The sequence below is a fragment of the Flavobacterium silvaticum genome (assembly GCF_012911565.1).
Lineage (GTDB): Bacteria > Bacteroidota > Bacteroidia > Flavobacteriales > Flavobacteriaceae > Flavobacterium > Flavobacterium silvaticum.
This window is the reverse complement of sequence record NZ_JAAMPU010000108.1, coordinates 134,816-156,273: the sequence shown is the minus strand read 5'-3', so window position 1 is coordinate 156,273 and position 21,458 is coordinate 134,816. Positions and strand designations below refer to the sequence as shown.

Genomic DNA, 21,458 nt, shown 5'->3' with positions numbered 1-21,458 from the left:
GTTATTTTTAGCGACTTACTAAACCACGCAATTCGTTAGAAATGAAACAAAAACTACTCATTCTCTTATTTCTGGCTTTTATCGGTGTTTCCCAGGCGCAAAACGTCGGTGACACGATTCACGTCCAGACATTCAACCACAACAGTACATCCCGCGATACACTGGTCCATTTTCCGGATACACCAGGGCTGACTTTTGAAAAAATCCTGCTTAAATACAATTTGCGTTGTAAAAACGGAACCATACTCAACGGGTCTGATGACGGCGTCACAGGCTGCGGCGAATGGGATTATTCGTGCAACACTTTTATAGCCGATAGCGCCAAAGTAGAAAAAGTCTCCGCGAACTGGCCGGACTATCAGATTTCAAATTTTACAGGTACATCTTTTCCATATACGACACAGCAGACATATGACCATTATGATTTTGCCCAACAACAGGTAACCATCAACAGTACAACATCCGAGACTTCAAATACGGTCGGTTCCGGTTCAGAAGCGATGACGAGCCTGTTCCGCACAAGTCTTCGCAGCGGGCGTTCGCATTTGTTGTTTACCGCCGCTCAATTGACTGCCGCAGGTTTTTCAGCCGGAGAAATCGACGGATTGGGATTGAATGTGACAAACGCGGGCGGACTGGCAAAATTCCTTCGCGTCAGTATCAAGACGACTGCATTGACGAGCCTTCCGGCCCAATCGGTTGGATTCACAGGCTTCACCGAAGTTTTCTTCAGCAATTACACTTTTGTTCCGGGCGCGAACCGCATACAATTCCACACACCGTATAATTGGGACGGGACAAGCAATATTATCGTTGAATTTTCTTTTTCGAACGATACGACTGCCCCGGACATACAGGTTTCGGGCTTTTCGAACAGTGAATTGCGAAGCCTGAGTGCGAGTAATATCGCTTCGATTGAAACATCGGCGGGTGATGTCGATATCAATACCCAATTCTTCAACACCATTTCAAACGAACTTTCGGTGACGTTCTGGGCCTATGGCGATCCGGTTACGCAACCAACGGATTGTAGCATTGTTTACGGCTATTCTGACGATGTCAACCAACGCGAACTCAACCTGCACCTGCCTTGGGCCGGACAGATTTATTTTGACTGCGGATATGTCGATGGAGGTTTCGACAGGATCGAGAAACCATATGGTCTGGACAGCAATATCAAAGGACAGTGGAACCATTGGGCTTTCGTCAAAAATGCGACTACCGGATCCATGAAAGTGTATCTCAACGGAGCTGTCTGGAATACAGGGACAGAAAAAACCCGCGCGATCCAATTGCTCAAATTCTACCTCGGAAAGATGATCGATGGTGGTGTCGACCGTAATTTCAAAGGAAAAATACGTGAATTGACTGTTTGGGACAAGGAGATTTCGGCTGCGAATATCCTGGCGTGGAAGAACAAATCGATCGATGCGACACATCCGGATTATGCCAATCTTGTCGCCTACTATAAACTCGATGAACTTTCCGGGCAAACGGTTTCAGACAGCAAGCACAGCATCACATCGCCGGCAAATAATATCAGTTGGGGCTTTGAAAGAGGCGACCAGCTCACGACTACGTTTACAGAATCAACTTTGCTCCCGAACCTGACATTCTATCGTGGTGTTTACGACCAAACGAATACGCCGGTGACGGAACGGTATTCATATCCGCGAGCGGCGAGAAGCGTCAGGCATTATTCGGTTACGTCCAATGAAGGTGTGGTTCCTATGATGGATGATACATTGAATCTGTTATCGACCCAATATCTTTTCGATGCATCGCCGGAAAATGTGTACAACGGATTGACCGGAGAAGTTACTTCCACGCTTCCGGTAACTGCCGAAGGAACCATTACGGTTACATCATTGGCTTACTTCAAACGCTATCCATTCTATAACGAACTCGTATCGTTTGTCACGCCTTATGGAATCGGGCTAGATTTAGGTCCTGATGGAAAGAGTTGGTTTTTCGATATGTCCGATTATGTGCGTCTGTTGAAAGGAAACAAAAGGATTATCATCAGTATGGGCGGTGAACGTCAGGAAGAAATGGATCTTGAATTTTTGTTCATCGTCGGTACGCCTCCAAGAAATGTAGTCCAATACGAGCAGTTGTGGCAAGGTGGCTATCGCATGGGTGGAATCCCAATCGCCGACATCAACAGCGGAACAAAATTGCCTACGAATAATTTTGCTTTCAGCAGTGAAGCCGCTTCGTTCAAGTTGAAATCTTCAATCACCGGTCACGGGCAACAAGGTGAATTTTCGCAGAGTGGAGGCGTTATCTCGCACCGTATCCGTGCCAATAATACACAAGTTTTGAGTTGGACGATTACACAGGATTGTTCCGAGAACCCAATTTTTCCGCAAGGAGGGACATGGGTGTATAACCGCCAGGGTTGGTGTCCGGGTCAGAGATCTTTATTGAAAGAACAGGACATCACCTCTTTTGCGACTCCTGGAACTACAGTGGCTTTGGATTACCGTACGTCGAACCCATCGGTTTCTAGCGGTGATTACAGATACATAGTCGCACATCAGGTCATTGGTTACGGAGCGCCGAATTTTACAACCGATGCTTCTTTAGAAACCGTAAAAGCGCCAAATAATGTCAACGCAGAATATTCACGTATCAACCCAATGTGCGAACAGCCGCGTATTTTGTTGCGCAATACCGGAGCCAGTGCGATTACGACCGTGAATTTTGAATACTGGCTCAATGAATCGACAGAACATCAAACCTATACGTGGAACGGCACACTCGCTTCCATGAACGCTACCGATGTGGTATTACCGACACAACAGTTATGGGACAGCGGAGTCGCGGCTTCATCTAACAAGTTCCATGTCCAGATTCTTACCGTGAACAATGCGGCTGACGGATACAGCAATAACAACAGCTTTACCTCTTCATTCAGTTTGCCCGATGTTTTACCTACGACGTTCAAGATTCGCCTGAAGACCAATTCGGCCCCGACTCAAAACAGTTATACGTTATATGACGATGCCGGAAACGTGGTCGATTCCAAAACCTTCACGGTGGCTAACACGGTAAACACCTACACCTACACGGCTCCGCAAATCACACCGGGTTGTTATCATTTGAGAGTCGAAGATACCGGAAACAACGGACTTAGCTGGTGGGCCGATACCTCTCAGGGAACAGGATATATGCGTCTGCTTGACGAAAATAACGCCATCATCAAAACGTTCAATCCGGATTTTGGCGGCGGATTCGACTATAGCTTCTCGGTGAATTCATTGCTTTCAACTGGAACTTTGGTTGCCGATCATTCCATCAGGTTATATCCGAACCCATCGAAAGGACAATTCCGTGTGGAAGGCGACAATCTTATCGATTCCAGAATCACGTTGGTCGATATGCTTGGAAAAGTCATCCGTGAAAAAATGGCAGACGACACTATTGTCACATTCGACGAAGGCCAGCTCAACGCCGGAATGTATCTGGTCAAAATTGAAAAAGACGGAAATACCGAAACCAAGAAACTGGTTATCCAATAAAAAAAAACGGGCTTCAAAAGAGGCCCGTTTTTCGTTTGAGTTAGTTGTTATTTAATTTTGCGCCAGGTAAGCTGGAGTTTCGGTTAATCTGATGAATTCTGCTTTGTATCCGTCCGGATCTTTTGTCAATCCCTGGCTCGCCAATTCACGGATGGCCTCGACGGATTTACTTTGGATATATTTAGATTCTCTGAGAACCAATCCGAACCAAGCGACTGCCGAGACGAATTTCATGTCTGCCGAAGCTTTTTCCATTGGAACCGAATTATGTGAAACCACTTTTGAGATTTCAGTACTTACGTCACCGTCTGGTTTTTTGTAGCGGAACTTTAAGGTTGCGAGTTCTTCGGGAAATTTGTTCAGAGATGTTTCGGTTTTGGTGTATTTTAGGTTGGCGCTATCGATGACAAACGGACTTTTTACGCCTGTCGGGACAATTTCATAAAGTGCCGTTACCGTGTGCCCGCTTCCGAGTTCGCCTGCATCGATGGCATCGTTTACGAAATCTTCCGGACGCAATTTCCTGTTTTCGTATCCGATGAGTTTATAACTCTGCACGAATTCCGGATTGAACTCGATTTGGATCTTTACATCCTTTGCAATGGCGAACATCGAACCTTTGAATTCCTTTCCGAGAAAACGGTTGGCTTCCTGGATGTTGTCGATGTAGGCGTAATTGCCGTTGCCTTTATCGGACAGGATTTCCATTTTAGAATCTTTGTAATTCCCCATTCCATAACCCAGAACAGTCAGGAAAACACCGGATTTTCTTTTTTGCTCGATCAATGTTTCCATATCAGAATTCGAGGATGAGCCTACGTTGAAATCTCCATCGGTTGCCAAAATCACTCTGTTATTTCCGCCTTTGATAAAATGTTCCTGTGCGGTTTTGTAAGCCAGTTCGATACCAGCGCCGCCCGCAGTGCTTCCTCCGGCTTCCAGTTTGTCGAGTGCGGCAATGATGGTTTTCTTGTCCTTGCCTGAAGTTGGTGGCAATACGAGTCCGGCAGCTCCGGCGTAAACTACCATGGAAACCCGGTCTTCATCCCGTAATTGTTTGGTCAGTACTTTAAGCGATTCCTTTAAAAGAGGCAATTTATTCATGTCTTGCATAGATCCCGAAACATCGATCAGGAAGACAAGGTTTGATGCCGGAAGATTTTCAGTCGGCAATACTTTTCCCTGAAGCCCAATGCGTAACAACTTGCTGTCTGTATTCCACGGGCAATCGGAATATTCGGTATTGATCGAAAACGGTCTGTTGTTTTGAGGCTGCGGATAATCGTATTTGAAAAAGTTGACCATTTCCTCGGTGCGTACAGCATCGACCGGAACGCGCTGGCCGTTGTTCAAAAACCTGCGAATGTTGCTGTAGGAAGCATTGTCAACATCGATTGAAAATGTGGAAAGCGGTTCGCTCTTTGGACTTGTGAACGGATTTTCGATGAGTTTGCCATAGTCTTCGTCGTTTGGAGAAGGGATGGTTTTTCCTCCGTAAATTTGTCTATTTGTAATATCATCGCGACTATAATTCATTTCTGAATTTGATGAAATACTTACTCCGGCAACACGGGTCTGAAGTGCACTGACAACCGACGACTTTTTATCATATTTTTCATAACCGACCACTACAACTTCATCAAGCGAATTTGCATCCTCCTTAAGCATAACATTTATTTTGGATAGGGCACCAACCGTAATTTTCTGGGCAACAAACCCGACAAAAGTAAATTCAAGCACATCGCCCGTTTTGGCTTTGATGCTGTATTTTCCATCAACATCAGTGTTGGTTGCGGCTTTTGTATTCCGGTTGACGACAGTTACCATGGGTAGTGGAAGTTTGCTGTTGTCAACCACAGTTCCGGTTATCGTTTTCTCTTCTTTTACAGAAGTAACAAGGCTGATTCCCGTGCCAAAAGACAGGAACGTTACAAGCATAAGAATGCCTGCCGAAAAGGTTTTGAACTTTTTCATGACGTAAAGATTTATGTGAGTAAGATTATTTTTGCTCCGTCGGAGCTTTGGATGCAGGTTTTTTGGAAGTGATGAGAATAACCCCGTCTTTACCCTTGTCGCCGTATAGAGTAACGGCCGATGAATCTTTGAGTACGTTGATCGATTCTATATTTTCAGGTTTGAGTTCCGATATTGCTATCTGTGTAGACTCTTTTCCATCCAGGATGAATAAGGGTTTTTTTGTAGTTGCCTGAAACGGTTTTGCTTCCTGTTTCGGGATTTGGTTTTTGAAGTAGATGGTGCTTCCATTATTTTGTTGGGCATAAATCACAAACGATGTAAAAAACAGGATTGTAAAGAACAGGATTTTGACTTTTTCCATGAGAGTTATTTTTTTAGCGGTTTACCATTTGTCGTTTTGATTACTACGACACCTTTTTTTCCTTTGGGCCCGAATTTCTTCACAGCTTCCGTTTCCTGGTATATTTTCATTTCTTCGATTTCCTGCTTCTGTAATGGGGCGTACGGACTTGTGGGTTTGTCGCCGAAAAGTTCATACTCGCTGTATTCCACGCCATTGATTATATAAAGTGGTTCCTTTAAATGTGTAACCGAGTCAATTTCAACTCCTTCCGGAATCATCTTTTTCTTTTTGCGGTCGTATTCTTTGTCATTTTCGGCTGTAATGGCTTTGCCGTTAACTACATAGAGCGGTTCTTTATCTTTTTGCGGGCTGGCTGAAGTGGTTTGATAATCGTCGTTAGAATTAAAATCCAGGCGACGGTTGGCGTTTGGTTTATTCACCTGTCGATTGCTCGAATATCCAACTATGGCGTCCTGCGTTTCTTCGGACTTTTCTTTTAAAATCGATTCTTCTGATTGGGGAATTTGAGTGGTGAGCGGGGCAGAGGCAACAGTTGAAACACTCGGTGCCACAAAACCCTGGATAGCTTTGGCATCGGCTTTTGCATTTGGAGAAACGAGATTCAGTTCAACCACTTTAGTTGCTGTTTTAGTAGAGACTTCCGGAACCAGGGAATCCATCTGTATCTGGGAATTTGTTCTCTTATCTTCCGGAATTGTCGATTTTTTTTCCAGTCTGATTTCAGATGGCACTTCATCAATCTTATCCTGCCACAACTGGAAACCTATCGAAACAAATAAAAGCAAAGAGGCTGCGACGGCCAGTTTCTTCCAGGTGTTTTTTGATTTCGACAGATGTTGCTTCTCGAGTTTTTCCTCGACGCGGGACCACAACTTTTCGTTGATCGGGAAGTCGTTGGCCGGTTTTCTATCGGCTTCGCGGAACAAGTCGTCTATGTTATTTTTATCCTTCATCATTTGGCTTGTCTGTAGTAATGGACGTTTACCAGATTTTGTAATTTGGTACGTGCCACATTGAGTTGTGATTTTGAAGTGCCTTCTGAAATTCCCAATTGTTCCGAAATTTCCTTGTGTCCGTATCCTTCGATAGCATAAAGGTTGAAAACAGTCCGGCAACCTTCCGGTAAAATATCGAGCAGTTTGAGTAAATCTTCTTCCTGTATTCCGGAATCGGGTTGTGTCGAATGAGCAGAATCGACGTTCGATTCTTCAATGTAAATGTTGAAATTGACCTGTCTTCTTAAACGTAAAAGACATTGGTTTACGGTTATGGTCCGTGCCCATGCCTCAAAAGCATAATCTTCGCGCAATTGATCGAGTTTGGTGAATAGGGTGAAAAACACTTCTGCGAGAACGTCTTCGATTTCTTCCTCTTTTTTGAGGTAGCGTTTACAGGTCCTGAAAAGTATCGGCCCCATAATCTCATACACCTCGCGTTGCGCCTCACGGTGCATTTTGCGGCAGGATTGTATGAGTTTTTCGCTAATCATGAAGAGTGCTTTTTTAGATAGAGTACAATTGTTGCAAAAAGGTTGGAAAGAGGTTTAAAAATTTTTTGCTTTTTTTGCGCCCGAGCTTCTTTTTTTTAGTTTTAATTATTGATTTTCAGTTGTTTAAAATTTTATTTTTTTTTGAAAATATTTTTAAATAATAATACGATGCCACAAAAAACAGGAACAGGAAAACCTTCATCAACATGCCCAAAAAGAAATTGGACGGATAAATTCCTGCGTCCGAATACATGGTCCATGAACTTGGCAGGTAATCCCGATGCAAAGAAGTTATAATGATAATGATTCGTTCAATCGACAGCATCAAAAAGAAAGCAGCGGTAAGTCGTGAAAGTATGTTGCGACGTATTTTTATGAACCTAAGGAGTTGTGTTATCAAAATCCATAAAAACGGTTGAATCCAATAGCCAAACCAATATTTCCCGAAAATCCGGTTTTTGACATCGTACAAGTCTTGTTCTGCGGACGAAGTAAGGATTATTCCCAAACCAATCAGCCAAAGAACACCATATACAATTCCGATCAAGGAAATGAGTTTGGTCGATTCCACATCGATTTTTTCGAGAATCGGGTTCGTGATGAAAATCCGGCAGGCAAGGTATAACAGGGAATACAGTCCGTAAGCGAGAAAGAAATCTACAGTGATGACCTGAAGCGTAAACGTGAGATTTTCCATCAATGAGAGATTTTCAGCTCATATATCCGGGCTTCAAGAACATCGGAATCATTGTCTTCACAAAGCAAAAATGAAACACTTCCCAAACCTGAAGCGTAAAAACTCAATCCTTCAAACTTATGGTCGTCAGAAATAATGGTAAAGTCTGTCAGTTTTCCGGTTTCCAGATTCAGTCGGCCAATGGCACTTCCGGCTACATCGCCATCGTCATATGTCGATGCGGAATTTTCGGCAGAAGCCAGGAACCAGCAATCGCCATCGACCATAACAGCATCGGTAAAGCCAGAACCGAATCCATTGATGTCAGGCAATTCCATCTCATAAAAAACAACCGTGGCAGAAGTATGGAAAAGGTCGTCAATGCTGAAAAAGCCATTTTTAGCCAGATTCCCGTTGCCGCGCTGGAACAAGAACCAGTTTCCATTAGCCCAAAAACCGCCTTCGATATTGAAATTATGTACGTCTATTCCTGAAACCGTACGCATTCTCTGATACAGAAGTGTGAGGTCGTGGGATGTGACCGATTCCGTTTTGACATCGATACAGAACAAACGATTTCGCTTAAAAGTAGATCCGGAACCGAAAGCATACAGCAATCCATCGTGAAAGGCAAGCGCTTCAAGGTCCGGTTTATCTTTTTTGGGAATGTTCTCGCAAACGGCAGCAGCATATAGCGGAATTTGTGAAACCGTATCATCTTTCGGTACATATCGGTACAAAACGGAAGCATTGTCAGAAATTACAAACAATCGGTCGTGATCAAAATATAATCCCGAGGAGGATCCGATTCCGGCAAGGGTATATACTACATCGAGTGTGATTTTTTCCATAACCTTCCATATGCTTTGCCCGAATGTAGTACATTTAAGTAAACAAGCCAACCATGAAAAAGATCAATCCCGATGATTTCAAGATAACGTCCAAACTGAAACTCAAGTCCACAGATACGTTGCTGCAGCTTTCTGCAGACGAAGCCGAAATCGAAAATGAACTCGCCGAAGTACGCGAAAAGCTCAGTAAAATACAAGATAAGATGTATGCTGACGACCATTACGGCGTTCTTATCTGCCTTCAGGGAATGGACACATCCGGTAAGGACAGCCTGATCCGTGAGGTTTTTAAAGAGATAAATCCGCGCGGTGTCGTCGTCCATAGTTTCAAGACGCCGAATACTACCGAACTCGAACACGATTACCTGTGGCGTCATTACCTCGCGCTTCCCGAACGTGGCAAAATTGCCGTTTTCAACCGGACGCATTATGAAAATGTGCTTGTGACGCGGGTGCATCCGGAATATATTTTAAACGAGCGGATTCCGTCGGTCACTTCTGTAAAAGACATAGACGATACATTCTGGGAGCAACGGTTCAAATCGATCCGCAATTTTGAAAAACACATCGCTTCAAACGGAACCATCGTGCTTAAATTCTTCCTGCATCTGTCCAAGGAAGAACAGCGCCAGCGTTTATTGCGTCGGCTGGAAGAAGAAAAACACAACTGGAAATTTTCCGCAGGCGATTTAAAGGAACGGGAACGTTGGGACGATTACCAAAAGTGTTATGAAGATGCCATCAACAATACGTCGGAGGATTATGCACCGTGGTTTGTGGTTCCAGCAGATGATAAACCATCGGCCCGATACATCGTCGGGAAAATAATCCTCGAAGAACTCCAGAAATACAAAGACATCAAAAATCCGGAACTCGATGACGAAATCAAGGCGAATGTGGCCGAATACAAAAAGCAGTTGGAAGGTGAGGGGTAATGGTTAACAGTTAACGGTTAACAGTTCAACTAGAGTTATTAAAGTTCGAACAATAAAAAAAAGCTGCCCTAAAGCAGCTTCTTCCGTTTTGGTGTTTTGAATCCTTAAAGCCTGAATCCATAGGCAAACCGCAGGGCAATCTGACCGGTGCCGTTGCGGTAATCGTTATTCCTGATTGTCGGTACATCTGAATAATATTCGTATCTCAGGCTCAAATCGAATGATTTATTAGCCCATCCTATACTTGGCGAGAGCACCGCAGATACATCATCATATCCTTTAGTGACCGGAATCGCGGCACCCGCTTCTCCCATCACATAGAACTGGTCTTCCCAGAAGAACGCTTTGAAACCGGCTTTGACGGGAATCATTCCGAGGTCTCTGGTCGGGATGTTGTTGTAATCGTCTGCGAAAAAATGATCGTAACCTGTAGTCAGCGTGACCGAATATCTTTTGGAAAAATCATATTGTAAACGAACGTCTCCACCTAATGCGAAACCATACGGGTCATCAAAAACATATCCGGGACTAACCCCGAAACCGAGGCGGAAACCTTTATCGTAATTCGCATCGCTTCCTGCCGTATCCTGTGCCGAAACCAAGGTTGAAACTCCCAGGACCAAGGCGAGGGACATCAACAGTTTTTTTACTGATTGCAATTTCATGAGTTGAGTTTTTTGAGGCGATAGTGTTTCGCCTTGTTAGTGATACAAATTTAAAAGCCGCATCAGTAGCGGCTTTACACGATATCGCTTAAATTTTATAGGGTAATTTCTGATTAAAATCCAATCTTTTGAAAAACAGTTTTTTACCTATGATGCCGCATCCGGATATTCAGCCTACCTTTGCACCCGATTTCAAATTATGGCACTTTCAAACTACACCAAAGAGTTTTCATATAACCTTAAACTGGCTTATCCGGTCATTTTAGGCATGCTCGGACACACGCTTATTGGTATTGTGGATAAACTGATGGTTGGCAGGTTAGGTGTTGCCGAACTCGCTGCGGTTTCACTGGGCAACAGTTTTGTGTTCGTTGCCATGTCAATCGGAATCGGATTTTCAACGGCTATTACGCCAATCGTAGCACAGGCCGATGCGGAAAACGACCATGGCCAGATCAAATCAGCTTTCCATCACGGATTGGTACTTTCTACTTTAATGGGTGTGATTCTTTTTGTCGCAGTCTTCTTTTGTAAACCGCTGATGCATTTTATGGGACAACCTGAAGCTGTCATCGAACTGGCAACACCATATCTCGGTTGGGTCGCTTTTTCATTGATTCCTGCCATTGCTTATCAGGGCTACAAACAATTCGCCGATGGTATGTCCATGACCAAATACCCCATGTATGCTATCGTCATGTCCAACATCATCCATATCCCGCTTAATTATTTCCTGATCTACGGCATCTGGATTTTCCCAAAAATGGGCGTCACCGGAGCCGCTATCGGAACCGTGATTTCACGTATCGCGATGGTCGTTTTCATGCACTTGCTGTTGGCTAAAAGAAGTAAGCTCAAAGAATATTTCCACGATTTTTCCTTTTCGGAATTGAAGTCGGGAATGACCAAAAAAATCATCGGGTTAGGTTTGCCTTCCGGAATGCAGATGCTGTTTGAAGTCGCGTTGTTCACTTCTGCGATCTGGCTTTGCGGAATCATTGGTACGGCAAGCCAGGCGGCGAATGAAATCGCGTTGACCATCGCCACCACAACCTACATGTTCGCTATGGGAATCAGTGTCGCCGGAACTATCCGCGTGAGCAACCAAAAGGGAATTTCAGATATTCCGGGATTGATCCGCATCGCGCGTTCGGTGTTTTTATTGGCCCTGATCGTTGAATTCGCGTTTGCGCTTATCTTTATCGTTTTCAATCAGGCATTACCCGCATTATTCCTCGATTTGCACAACACCCAGCATCAGGTAGAAAACGAGCACGTTGTTGAAATTGCCGCAAAATTGCTTATCATTGCAGCACTTTTCCAACTTTTTGACGGCGTACAGACGGTTGTCCTCGGGGCTTTGCGCGGCGTTCAGGACGTAAAAATTCCTATGTACATTGCGTTTGCATCGTATTGGGTTGTCGGGTTTCCGTTGTCGTATTATCTCGGCCTCAGGACCAATCTGGAAGCTCAGGGCGTATGGATCGGACTGCTCGCAGCTTTGGCTTGTGCGTCGGTATTTTTGTACCTTCGCTTCAATTACGTCACAAAGAGATTATCGGTAGTTTCCAATAATCCAAAAGTCCAATAATCCAACCATCCGATCAAATGACTCTACCAAAATTCGTCCTCGGCGACAATACAGATTTTCCGGAAGATATTTTTATCATCCACCTCGAATATCCGCGTTTCATCATCAACCTCAAAGATGACGAAATTGAAATAATCGACGAGGTAGAAGAAGATGAAGAAGCCGAACTCCAGGAAGAAATGGAAAGGCTCGTAGCAATGGCAAACGAGTTTTATGATAGGGAAGTAGCGCGTTACGAAGAATAATCTGGAGCTGTTTCCGGCTCTGCGCTTTTAGCTTTTCCGTTTGTCAGCGTCGTTGCAACTTCGCAGCCGGGGCTTCCAGGGTCGCCCGCCGCTCAGGCAACGTCTGCCGCCATCCGTTCAAAGGCTAATCGCTGCGATCCGGGCTAGGGCTTTCGGCCTTTAAGGAAATCTTCGAGTAATCGTGAAGCCGCGATAAAAGGAGAAATTTTCTTTTCCAAAACCTTTTTTTTCATTTGTTCCAACGATTCATTCAGGTTCGCATCCAGTTCAAACTGTTGCAGCAATCGATCTTTAAGGCTTTGGCTGAGCCATTCCAAGTCCTGTAAATTGCGTCTTTCCAAAAAGTATCCATTGGATTCGGTCAGCGATACATAATCTGAAATCGTTTCCCAGACTTCCGGAATTCCATCATGGGTAACAGCACTTGCCGTCAATGCTTTTGGCGTCCAGCCTGAAGACTGTGGCGGAAAGAAGTGCAACGCCCGCTCAAATTCCGTCCGGGCTAGTTTCGCTTTTTTAATGTTGTCGCCATCGGCTTTATTGATTACGACCAAATCTGCCATTTCCATAATGCCGCGCTTGATGCCTTGTAATTCATCGCCGGCACCTGAAATCTTGAGCAGCAGGAAAAAATCGGTCATCGCATGAACGGCGGTTTCAGATTGCCCTACGCCGACCGTTTCGATTATGATCACATCAAACCCGAATGCCTCACAAAGCGTTATGGTTTCGCGTGTGCTTCTGGCCACGCCACCCAAGGTTTTCCCGGAAGCAGACGGCCTGATGTAGGCATTTTCGTCTTTCACCAATTCTTCCATTCGCGTCTTATCGCCCAGAATGCTGCCGTGGGAAATGGAACTGCTGGGATCTACAGCGAGCACGGCCACCTTTTTTCCGAGCGCTGTCAGATGCTTTCCAAACGCTTCTATAAAAGTGCTTTTTCCAACGCCTGGAACGCCAGTAATTCCAATGCGGATGGAGTTTCCTGACTTTGGGAGACAGGCCGTAATAATTTGTGAGGCTAAATCTGAATGGGCCGGATTGGTGCTTTCGATTACGGTAATGGCCCGGCTCAGGTAAGTAATGTTTCCTGAAAAGATACCTTCTGTAAATTCATTGGCAGATGGGAATTTATTCTTCCCGACAAAAGATGTCGCCTTTGGATTGATGCTATCCGGAGATTCCACACCTTTAATTTCCTGCAATGCACTAGTTTTTTTTTCAGGCTCCACGGTTGGTAATTTGAATCCCGAAGGTAGTATAAAAGCATTGAACCAAAAAAAACAGCCCACCAAATCAGGGGCTGTTTTCCAATTTCAGGCTTATGAAATTTAATTGTGTTTTAAAAGGTGTCGGCAAAATTCAATAGTGAAACGCCGCTCAGTTGTCGTGTTACTTTGTGGTTTATGTCGCTGTATAAGCTGGTGAGGTTGTTGTTTATTTTTCGTCCGATTGGGCAACGCGGGTTTGGCTTATTGCGGGAAAAACCAAGCGATACCGATTGGAATGTCATCCGGAAAATCTCATCAAGCGTAATCCCATCGGCAGGCTTGCACAATCTGGTTCCTCCGTTTTTTCCTTCGCGGCTTTCGACAATATCAAAACGTTTGAGATTGGCAATTTCCTTTCGTACAAGAACAGGGTTCATATTCAGGCTTTCGGCAATGTGGTCAGATGACAGATACTCATGGGAATGCCTCGAAAGCAAGGTGAGTATGTGTAGTGAAATAGCAAATTTTCCAGAAATCATAACAGTTGTGGTTGTAGTTGGGTACTGCAATTTTACCGATAAAATATGGTCGTTAATCGATAATTTGTCAAAAAAAAGTTAAAATCGATGAACTGCATAGTTATAGAAACGACTATTTTTGCAGTACATGGACAGTATCCTGCTTCTTTTCCTGTGCCTCATTTCCGGCGTTATCCTGCGCCGTTTCAAAACGTTTCCGCCTAATGCACATCTGGTTTTGAACCAGTTCGTCATTTATTTTTCACTTCCGGCCGTTGCGTTATATTACATTCCCAAGATCAGGATTTCAAGTGAACTTTTATATCCGTTGGGAGTCGGTTGGCTCAGTTTCGCCCTGTCGTTTGCTTTTTTCTTTCTTATAGGAAAATGGCTCGGTTTTTCAAAAAAGCTCACCGGTTGCCTGGTTCTTATGTGCGGTTTAGGGAATACCTCTTTCGTCGGTTTCCCGATTATTGAAGCCCTGTATGGAAAAGAAGGCTTGAAAACCGCCATCATCGTAGACCAACCCGGATCGTTTATGGTCATGGCAACGTTGGGAATTCTGGTCGCATCTGTTTATTCCTCGGGAAATGTATCCTGGAATGCAGTCGGTTCAAGAATCCTGAAGTTCCCGCCTTTTTTGGCATTTGTGGTCGGATTGACATTAAATATCTTATCGGTTGATTTCCCCGAAATCTTCCAATCGGCTTTCCAAAAACTCGGAAATACGGTTTCACCTTTGGCTTTGGTAGCTGTCGGATTGCAATTGAATATTCAAAGAAGAAGCAGCCATTGGGGCGTTCTTTCTCTCGGATTGGTTTTTAAACTGATGCTGATGCCGCTGTTTTTCTATCTGCTGTACTACAAAATTTGCGGCGGAACCGGACAGACAATAGGAGTTTCAGTCATTGAATCTGCCATGGCACCCATGATCACGGCCGGCGTTTTATGCCATCAGTACGGACTAAAACCCAAACTTGCGTCAATGATGTTGGGAATTGGAATTCCGCTGTCGTTGCTCACTGTGGCTTTTTGGTATTTTCTGATAGGTTAGATTGTCCGGACCGATGGTCAATTGAATTCAGCCGTTTTATATTTTTTTTAACGAATTGACACTGATTACTCTAACGTCTGTTTTTTACTTTTAAGACGTAACCTTTAATCATTCCATTATGGCATCATTACGTTTGGGCGACATAGCCCCTGATTTTACGGCAAAAAGTACCGAAGGCACTATCAATTTCCACGAATGGCTCGGCGATTCCTGGGGAATTTTGTTTTCGCATCCGGCCGATTTTACGCCAGTTTGTACCACAGAACTCGGAACCGTCGCCAAATATATTCCTGAATTTGAAAAGCGCAATACCAAAGTCATCGCTTTGTCCGTCGACAAAATCGATTCGCACTACCAATGGGTCAAAGACATCAATGAGACGCAAGGTACGACCGTAAATTATCCGATTATTGCCGATGAGACCAAACAAGTGGCACTGCTCTACGATATGCTTCACCCGAATGCAAGCGAGAATTTCACCGTTCGTTCCGTCTTTGTCATCGGACCAGATAAAAAAATCAAACTGACCATGACGTATCCATCCTCAACCGGAAGAAATTTTGATGAGTTGCTTCGTGTCATTGACAGCCTGCAATTGACGGCTTACCATCAGGTCGCGACACCTGCAAACTGGAAAGACGGTGAAGATGTCGTCATCATTCCAGCGGTTTCAGATGAAGATGCATTGCAGAAATTTCCTAAAGGATTTGAAACCGTCAAACCGTATCTGCGTGTGACGCCTCAGCCAAATAAGTAGTAAATAAATAGTATTTTTGGGATTCGGAAACGACTCTCAAACTATGGAATTTACAGAATTGAATACCCAAATGATCGCCCGGCTTGAAGCCATAGTCGGACGGTCATTTTTATTTTTGGACAATGAAACGCGAAACGATTATGGACACGACGAAACCGAAGATTACGTATTTCCGCCGGCCGTCGTTTTAAAACCCGGAACGCCGGAGGAAATTTCATCGATCCTCAAATTCGCTTCTGAAAATCATATTCCGGTGACCCCGATTGGCGGACGAACTGGATTGAGTGGTGGTGCTTTGTCAATTCACGGCGGCATAGGGTTGTCTATGGATCGGTTTAACAATATCATTCATATCGACGAAAATAATCTGCAGGTCATAACCGAACCCGGTGTCATCACCCATAACCTTCGTGAAGCTGTCGCTGAAAAAGGATTGTTCTATCCACCGGATCCAAGTAGCCTCGGTAGTTGCTTCATTGGTGGGAACGTCGCTGAAAATGCGGGTGGCGCACGAGCCTTGAAATACGGTGTGACCAAAGATTATGTGCTGAATCTTGAAGTGGTTTTACCAACGGGCGAAATCATCTGGACGGGTGCGAATACACTAAAGAATTCCACGGGCTATAATCTGACGCAATTAATGGTAGGAAGTGAAGGAACACTGTGTATCGTCACCAAAATTGTCATGAAACTGCTTCCGGCCAACACGCATAATGTGTTGATGCTGGTTCCGTTTTATGACGAGGCCGAAGCCTGTGAAGCCGTCGCCAAAATCTTCAACGCCGGAATCACGCCGAGTGCATTGGAATTCATGGAAAGAGACGCAATCGACTGGACGCTAAAGTTTGTTGATGGCGTCAATCTCGATATAAAGCCTGAAATCAAAGCGCATTTGTTGATAGAGGTCGATGGTAATTTTCCTGATGTCTTGTTTGCCGAAGCCGAAAAAATCGCAACCGTTGTCGAACAATTCCGGATTGATGAAATCCTTTTCGCCGATTCAGAAGAACAGAAAAATGCATTGTGGAAATTGAGACGAGCCGTTGGTGAAGCGGTAAAGTCGAATTCGGTTTACAAAGAAGAAGATACGGTGGTACCGAGATATGAATTGCCGACACTTTTAAAAGGCATCAAAGCAATCGGAAAAAAATATGGTTTTTCCTCTGTCTGTTACGGTCATGCGGGTGATGGAAACCTGCACGTCAACATCGTAAAAGGTGACATGACCGATGAAGCATGGAAGTCTGAAGTTCCAAAAGGAATCCGTGAGATTTTTGAACTAACGGTTTCGCTCAAAGGAACCTTATCCGGCGAACACGGAATTGGGTATGTTCAAAAGAATTACATGGATATTGCTTTCGGGCCGGCCCAGTTGCGGTTGATGAAAGCAATCAAAGAGGCTTTTGACCCGAGTGGGATAATGAATCCGGGGAAAGTGCTGCCGGATTGGGTGAATGGTTAACATTTGACAAGTATCAGGATTAAGCGTTTTATTTTCCGTTCTGTTGTAAAAATTCTGTTGTGAAAATTTCACAACAAAAATTTTACAACATTTGTAACCTGATCTGAGCATCAACCTTTAACGCCGCATCGTCATAAAAAATAAAACCCGAGGCGCAGCCGGCCCGAAGCTTTAGCTGAATTGGCGAAGCAATTGTATGGAGCGCAGCGTAATAAATAAGAATAAGAAATAACTAAGAATACGTCAAATGCCTTATTGACAAAAGGTTGTCTTGGGCATACTTTTAACCTCTCAAACCGCAATGGTTGAGACATAGTCAAGACGGAAGTCCGGCGACTATTTTGTTTTAGTTTTTAAAGAAAAACCACCGCGACGTGCAGTGGTTTTTCTGATTTTAATCTTTTTTGTTTTTCTTCTTTTCCTGTTTTTCGAGTCGTTTTTCCTTTAGGGTTTTCGTAGACTCTTTCTTTTGTTCTTTCCGGGCGTCGGTTCCTTTTGCCAAAGTTTTTGAGTTAACGGGTAACAGTTAACAGATAACGGTTACCTTGGTTAGTGAAGCCAATTTAGTAAAAAAGGAAATTATTTCGGTTGTTTTCAAATTTCGTTAACCAAAAAGTCTTTCTGCTTACCGATTCTAGTCTGTTATTCCCTTGTAAGAACATCTCATTTTTCAATTATTTAAAATAAAAAAAGCCGGTCCAGAAGTGGACCGGCTTTAACTGTTATCCGTTAACTGTTATCCGTTAACCAAAACCCATTCACCAGACTGAATCATACCCTCAGCCTTCTTGAATTTCATGGTTTCGGTTTTCCCGCTCATGACGTGTTTGATGGTTACATTGTCGTTACGGTTGATTTTCGGCATTTCACGAACGATGGTTTCGGTCACCTGGCGTTGTTGCGTATTTCCAGCTTCGCGGGCTTGTTCGGCCAATTCGTCTGTGTTGTCGATATCTTCTTTGGTCGTCTTGTAATTTTCTTTCGGACGAGGCAATTCACGCGCTTCTGAAATTTGTTGGTTCTGCTGAGGCAAATCGCCTTTGAACAGGAACGACAGCACTTCTTTGTTCACGTTGTTGATCATATTACTGAACAAATTGAAAGCCTCGAATTTATAGATAAGCAGCGGATCTTTTTGCTCGTGTACGGCAAGTTGTACCGATTGCTTCAATTCGTCCATTTTGCGTAAGTGCTTTTTCCAGGCTTCGTCAACAATGGCAAGTGTGATGTTCTTTTCGAAATCGGCAACGAGCTGACGACCTTCAGATTCGTAGGCTTTCTTCAAATCGGTAACAACATTCAATGTCTTTACGCCATCGGAGAACGGAACCACGATTCGTTCAAAACGATTGTCCGGTGCTTCATAAACGTTCTTGATGATCGGGAAAGCTTCACGCGCATCGCGTTCGTTTTTCTCGGTGTAATAGGCCATTGCGGCTTTGTAGACTTTACCGGCGATTTCCATTTCGGTCAGCTTTTCGAATTCACTCTCAGAAACCGGAGACGTGATCGAGAAATAACGGATCAGTTCAAACTCGAAATTCTTGAAATCTTTGGCCTGCTTGTTTTGGGAAGCAATGAGTTCGCTTGTGTCGTACATCATGTTGGCGATGTCGAGTTTCAGGCGTTCCCCGAACAAGGCGTGGTGGCGGCGTTTGTAGACCACTTCACGTTGGGCGTTCATTACATCATCATATTCAAGCAAACGTTTACGGATACCGAAATTGTTCTCTTCCACTTTTTTCTGGGCGCGTTCGATGGATTTCGTCATCATCGAATGCTGGATGACTTCACCTTCCTTAAGCCCCATTCTGTCCATGATCTTGGCGACACGGTCAGATCCGAACAAACGCATCAGGTTATCTTCAAGCGACACATAAAACTGCGAGCTTCCCGGATCTCCCTGACGACCGGAACGACCTCTGAGCTGACGGTCGACGCGGCGTGAATCATGACGTTCGGTACCAATGATGGCCAAACCTCCGGCAGCTTTTACTTCCGGCGTGAGTTTGATATCGGTACCACGACCGGCCATATTCGTTGCAATCGTGACTACACCGGCTTTTCCGGCTTCCTCGACAATCTGTGCTTCCTGTTTGTGGAGCTTCGCGTTTAGGACGTTGTGCGGAATGTTACGCATTTTAAGCATACGGCTCAGTAATTCCGAGATTTCTACAGATGTCGTTCCGATAAGCACCGGACGGCCTGCTTTTGACAATTCCGTCACATCTTCGATTACGGCGTTGAATTTTTCACGCACTGAACGATAGATCAAATCCTGCTGATCCTTTCTTGCAATTCCTTTATTGGTAGGAATTTCGACGACATCAAGCTTATAGATTTCCCAAAGTTCGCCCGCTTCTGTAACGGCTGTTCCCGTCATACCGGCGAGTTTGCTGTACATCCGGAAGTAATTCTGAAGTGTAATGGTGGCAAAAGTCTGGGTAACCGCTTCGATCTTTACATTTTCCTTGGCTTCGATCGCTTGATGCAATCCATCAGAATAACGGCGTCCGTCCATAATACGACCGGTTTGCTCGTCAACGATAAGGATCTTGTTGTCCATAATTACATATTCCACGTCTTTTTCAAACAACGCATAGGCTTTGAGCAATTGTGTCAGCGTGTGGATACGTTCACTTTTGATGCTGAAATCCTGGAACAGTTTTTCTTTTTCCTCAGCTTCCTGATCTTTTGGAAGACCGAGTTTTTCAATGCGGGCTATTTCAGTTCCGATGTCTGGCAACACGAAGAAATTATCGTCCGTTCCCTGTGAAAGATATTTGATTCCGTTGTCTGACAATTCAACCTGATTGTTCTTTTCCTCAATCACAAAATACAGCGCTTCATCAATCAGGTGCATGTCGCGGTTGTTATCCTGCATGTATTGGTTTTCCGTTTTCTGCAGAATTTGCTTGACACCTTCTTCAGACAGGAATTTGATAAGTGCTTTGTTTTTTGGAAGTGCCCGATAAGCGCGAAGCAGGTTGAAACCTCCGTCTTTGGTGTTTCCTTCGGCAATAAGTTTTTTCGCATTCGTCAAAAAGCCGTTCGCAATTTGGCGTTGCTGGTTGACAAGCGTCTCGATTTTCGGCTTCAGTTCGTTGAACTCATGACGATCGCCTTGAGGAACCGGACCGGAAATAATCAGTGGTGTACGTGCATCATCTACAAGAACCGAATCGACCTCATCCACAATAGCATAATTGTGTTTGCGCTGAACTAAATCAGATGGCGTATGTGCCATGTTATCCCTGAGATAATCGAAGCCGAATTCGTTGTTGGTTCCGTAGGTAATATCGGCATCGTAAGCCTTTTTACGGCCTTCTGAATTCGGTTGGTGGTTGTCGATACAATCAACAGTCAATCCGTGGAATTCAAACAAAGGTGCTTTCCAGGTGCTGTCCCGTTTGGCGAGGTAATCGTTGACGGTTACCAAATGAACGCCGTTTCCTGTGAGTGCATTAAGATAGAGTGGAAGCGTGGCTACGAGGGTTTTTCCTTCACCCGTTTGCATCTCGGCGATTTTTCCCTGGTGAAGTACCATTCCACCAATAAGCTGGACATCGTAATGGATCATATCCCAGGTAATCGGTTTTCCGGCAGCGCTCCAGGAGTTTGCCCAGACCGAAGTTTCGCCTTCAAGGGTAATATAACTTTTTTCAGCCGAAAGTTCGCGGTCAAGAGGAGTCGCCGTAACGCGGATTTCGGTATTTTCCTTGAAACGTTTTGCCGTTTCCTTTACGACTGCAAAAGCTTCCGGAAGTATATCATTGAGTACTTTTTCAGATATTTCATAAGCGTCTTTTTCAAGCTTATCGATAGTCTGGTAAATGTCTTCTTTTTTGTCGATGTCCTCGATGGCGTCCGCTTCCAATTGAAGTTTCGCGATCTGGGCGTCTTTATCGGCACGTGCGTCTTTTATCTTTTGTCGGAAAGCGGCCGTACGGGCACGCAGGTCATCATGGGATAAGCCCGATAGTTCAGATTCGAATGATTTGATCTTATTGATCGATCCCTGTAACGCTTTAACGTCTTTCTGCGATTTATCGCCTACGAAAACCTTCAGGACACTATTGATGAAACTCATGATGGATGGTGTATTCTGTTATAAAAAATTGCGCAAATTTAAGCAAAAA

Annotated in this window: 17 protein-coding genes; 7 read left to right on the top strand and 10 right to left on the bottom strand. The window is 44.3% G+C overall.

Annotated features, from left to right (window positions below; genetic code table 11):
* Positions 1–41 precede the first annotated feature (41 nt).
* Positions 42–3,524, top strand: coding sequence for a T9SS type A sorting domain-containing protein (locus tag G6047_RS14840; RefSeq protein WP_169528412.1), 3,483 nt, complete (start codon positions 42–44; stop codon positions 3,522–3,524).
* 51 nt (positions 3,525–3,575) lie between these two features.
* Here G6047_RS14840 and G6047_RS14835 read toward each other — a convergent pair whose 3' ends face one another.
* From G6047_RS14835 to G6047_RS14810, 6 genes are all read right to left on the bottom strand, one after another.
* Positions 3,576–5,498, bottom strand: a complete 1,923-nt coding sequence (locus tag G6047_RS14835; RefSeq protein ID WP_169528411.1) for a vWA domain-containing protein — start codon at positions 5,496–5,498, stop codon at positions 3,576–3,578.
* Positions 5,499–5,523: 25 nt separating this feature from the next.
* Positions 5,524–5,862 (bottom strand): TonB-dependent receptor plug domain-containing protein, encoded by a 339-nt coding sequence (locus G6047_RS14830; protein ID WP_169528410.1) that lies wholly within the window; start codon positions 5,860–5,862, stop codon positions 5,524–5,526.
* Between the two features lie 5 nt (positions 5,863–5,867).
* Positions 5,868–6,821, bottom strand: coding sequence for a hypothetical protein (locus tag G6047_RS14825; protein ID WP_169528409.1), 954 nt, complete (start codon positions 6,819–6,821; stop codon positions 5,868–5,870).
* Entirely contained in the window at positions 6,818–7,354 is a 537-nt protein-coding gene (locus G6047_RS14820; RefSeq protein ID WP_235946568.1) for an RNA polymerase sigma factor, read from the bottom strand. Before G6047_RS14820 ends, G6047_RS14825 begins: the two co-directional genes overlap by 4 nt.
* Before the next feature lie 115 nt (positions 7,355–7,469).
* A complete protein-coding gene (locus G6047_RS14815; protein ID WP_169528408.1) occupies positions 7,470–8,051 on the bottom strand; it encodes a hypothetical protein in 582 nt (193 codons plus the stop codon).
* Entirely contained in the window at positions 8,051–8,881 is an 831-nt protein-coding gene (locus tag G6047_RS14810; protein ID WP_169528407.1) for a DUF6929 family protein, read from the bottom strand. Before G6047_RS14810 ends, G6047_RS14815 begins: the two co-directional genes overlap by 1 nt.
* A 53-nt stretch (positions 8,882–8,934) precedes the next feature.
* Here G6047_RS14810 and G6047_RS14805 point away from each other — a divergent pair, with 53 nt between their 5' ends.
* Positions 8,935–9,816 (top strand): PPK2 family polyphosphate kinase, encoded by an 882-nt coding sequence (locus tag G6047_RS14805; RefSeq protein ID WP_169528406.1) that lies wholly within the window; start codon positions 8,935–8,937, stop codon positions 9,814–9,816.
* Between the two features lie 104 nt (positions 9,817–9,920).
* On the opposite strand, the gene G6047_RS14800 is transcribed toward G6047_RS14805, so the two are convergent.
* Positions 9,921–10,481, bottom strand: a complete 561-nt coding sequence (locus tag G6047_RS14800) for a hypothetical protein (RefSeq protein ID WP_169528405.1) — start codon at positions 10,479–10,481, stop codon at positions 9,921–9,923.
* 199 nt (positions 10,482–10,680) lie between these two features.
* On the opposite strand from G6047_RS14800, the gene G6047_RS14795 reads away from it, so the two are divergent.
* Together G6047_RS14795 and G6047_RS14790 are read left to right on the top strand one after the other, a co-directional pair.
* Positions 10,681–12,072: an MATE family efflux transporter gene (locus G6047_RS14795; protein ID WP_169528404.1), complete on the top strand. Its 1,392-nt coding sequence runs from the start codon at positions 10,681–10,683 to the stop codon at positions 12,070–12,072.
* 17 nt (positions 12,073–12,089) lie between these two features.
* Entirely contained in the window at positions 12,090–12,317 is a 228-nt protein-coding gene (locus G6047_RS14790; RefSeq protein WP_169528403.1) for a hypothetical protein, read from the top strand.
* A 143-nt stretch (positions 12,318–12,460) separates the two neighbouring features.
* Here G6047_RS14790 and meaB read toward each other — a convergent pair whose 3' ends face one another.
* A complete protein-coding gene (gene meaB / locus G6047_RS14785) occupies positions 12,461–13,549 on the bottom strand; it encodes a methylmalonyl Co-A mutase-associated GTPase MeaB (protein ID WP_169528402.1) in 1,089 nt (362 codons plus the stop codon).
* Between the two features lie 110 nt (positions 13,550–13,659).
* Complete coding sequence (locus G6047_RS14780) at positions 13,660–14,067, bottom strand: RrF2 family transcriptional regulator (RefSeq protein WP_169528401.1); 408 nt, start codon at positions 14,065–14,067, stop codon at positions 13,660–13,662.
* A gap of 127 nt (positions 14,068–14,194) precedes the next feature.
* Between G6047_RS14780 and G6047_RS14775 the strand changes: the two genes are divergently transcribed.
* The 3 genes from G6047_RS14775 to G6047_RS14765 all read left to right on the top strand — a co-directional run bounded on the left by G6047_RS14775 (position 14,195) and on the right by G6047_RS14765 (position 17,319).
* Complete coding sequence (locus G6047_RS14775; protein ID WP_169528400.1) at positions 14,195–15,100, top strand: AEC family transporter; 906 nt, start codon at positions 14,195–14,197, stop codon at positions 15,098–15,100.
* Positions 15,101–15,218: 118 nt separating this feature from the next.
* The gene (locus G6047_RS14770; RefSeq protein WP_169528399.1) at positions 15,219–15,857 is read left to right on the top strand and encodes a peroxiredoxin; all 639 of its coding nucleotides are present in this window, start codon (positions 15,219–15,221) and stop codon (positions 15,855–15,857) included.
* A gap of 43 nt (positions 15,858–15,900) precedes the next feature.
* Complete coding sequence (locus G6047_RS14765) at positions 15,901–17,319, top strand: FAD-binding oxidoreductase (protein ID WP_169528398.1); 1,419 nt, start codon at positions 15,901–15,903, stop codon at positions 17,317–17,319.
* A 736-nt stretch (positions 17,320–18,055) separates the two neighbouring features.
* On the opposite strand, the gene secA is transcribed toward G6047_RS14765, so the two are convergent.
* Complete coding sequence (secA, locus tag G6047_RS14760; protein WP_169528397.1) at positions 18,056–21,409, bottom strand: preprotein translocase subunit SecA; 3,354 nt, start codon at positions 21,407–21,409, stop codon at positions 18,056–18,058.
* Positions 21,410–21,458: the final 49 nt, after the last annotated feature.

Coding starts and splice junctions, on each gene's coding strand:
- G6047_RS14780 (WP_169528401.1), bottom strand. CDS start 14,067: ATGATTTCTGGAAAATTTGCTATTTCACTACACATACTCACCTTGCTT.
- G6047_RS14800 (WP_169528405.1), bottom strand. CDS start 10,481: ATGAAATTGCAATCAGTAAAAAAACTGTTGATGTCCCTCGCCTTGGTC.
- G6047_RS14805 (WP_169528406.1), top strand. CDS start 8,935: ATGAAAAAGATCAATCCCGATGATTTCAAGATAACGTCCAAACTGAAA.
- G6047_RS14815 (WP_169528408.1), bottom strand. CDS start 8,051: ATGGAAAATCTCACGTTTACGCTTCAGGTCATCACTGTAGATTTCTTT.
- G6047_RS14820 (WP_235946568.1), bottom strand. CDS start 7,354: ATGATTAGCGAAAAACTCATACAATCCTGCCGCAAAATGCACCGTGAG.
- G6047_RS14775 (WP_169528400.1), top strand. CDS start 14,195: ATGGACAGTATCCTGCTTCTTTTCCTGTGCCTCATTTCCGGCGTTATC.
- G6047_RS14825 (WP_169528409.1), bottom strand. CDS start 6,821: ATGATGAAGGATAAAAATAACATAGACGACTTGTTCCGCGAAGCCGAT.
- G6047_RS14840 (WP_169528412.1), top strand. CDS start 42: ATGAAACAAAAACTACTCATTCTCTTATTTCTGGCTTTTATCGGTGTT.
- G6047_RS14830 (WP_169528410.1), bottom strand. CDS start 5,862: ATGGAAAAAGTCAAAATCCTGTTCTTTACAATCCTGTTTTTTACATCG.
- secA (WP_169528397.1), bottom strand. CDS start 21,409: ATGAGTTTCATCAATAGTGTCCTGAAGGTTTTCGTAGGCGATAAATCG.
- G6047_RS14790 (WP_169528403.1), top strand. CDS start 12,090: ATGACTCTACCAAAATTCGTCCTCGGCGACAATACAGATTTTCCGGAA.
- G6047_RS14770 (WP_169528399.1), top strand. CDS start 15,219: ATGGCATCATTACGTTTGGGCGACATAGCCCCTGATTTTACGGCAAAA.
- G6047_RS14810 (WP_169528407.1), bottom strand. CDS start 8,881: ATGGAAAAAATCACACTCGATGTAGTATATACCCTTGCCGGAATCGGA.
- G6047_RS14835 (WP_169528411.1), bottom strand. CDS start 5,498: ATGAAAAAGTTCAAAACCTTTTCGGCAGGCATTCTTATGCTTGTAACG.
- G6047_RS14795 (WP_169528404.1), top strand. CDS start 10,681: ATGGCACTTTCAAACTACACCAAAGAGTTTTCATATAACCTTAAACTG.
- G6047_RS14765 (WP_169528398.1), top strand. CDS start 15,901: ATGGAATTTACAGAATTGAATACCCAAATGATCGCCCGGCTTGAAGCC.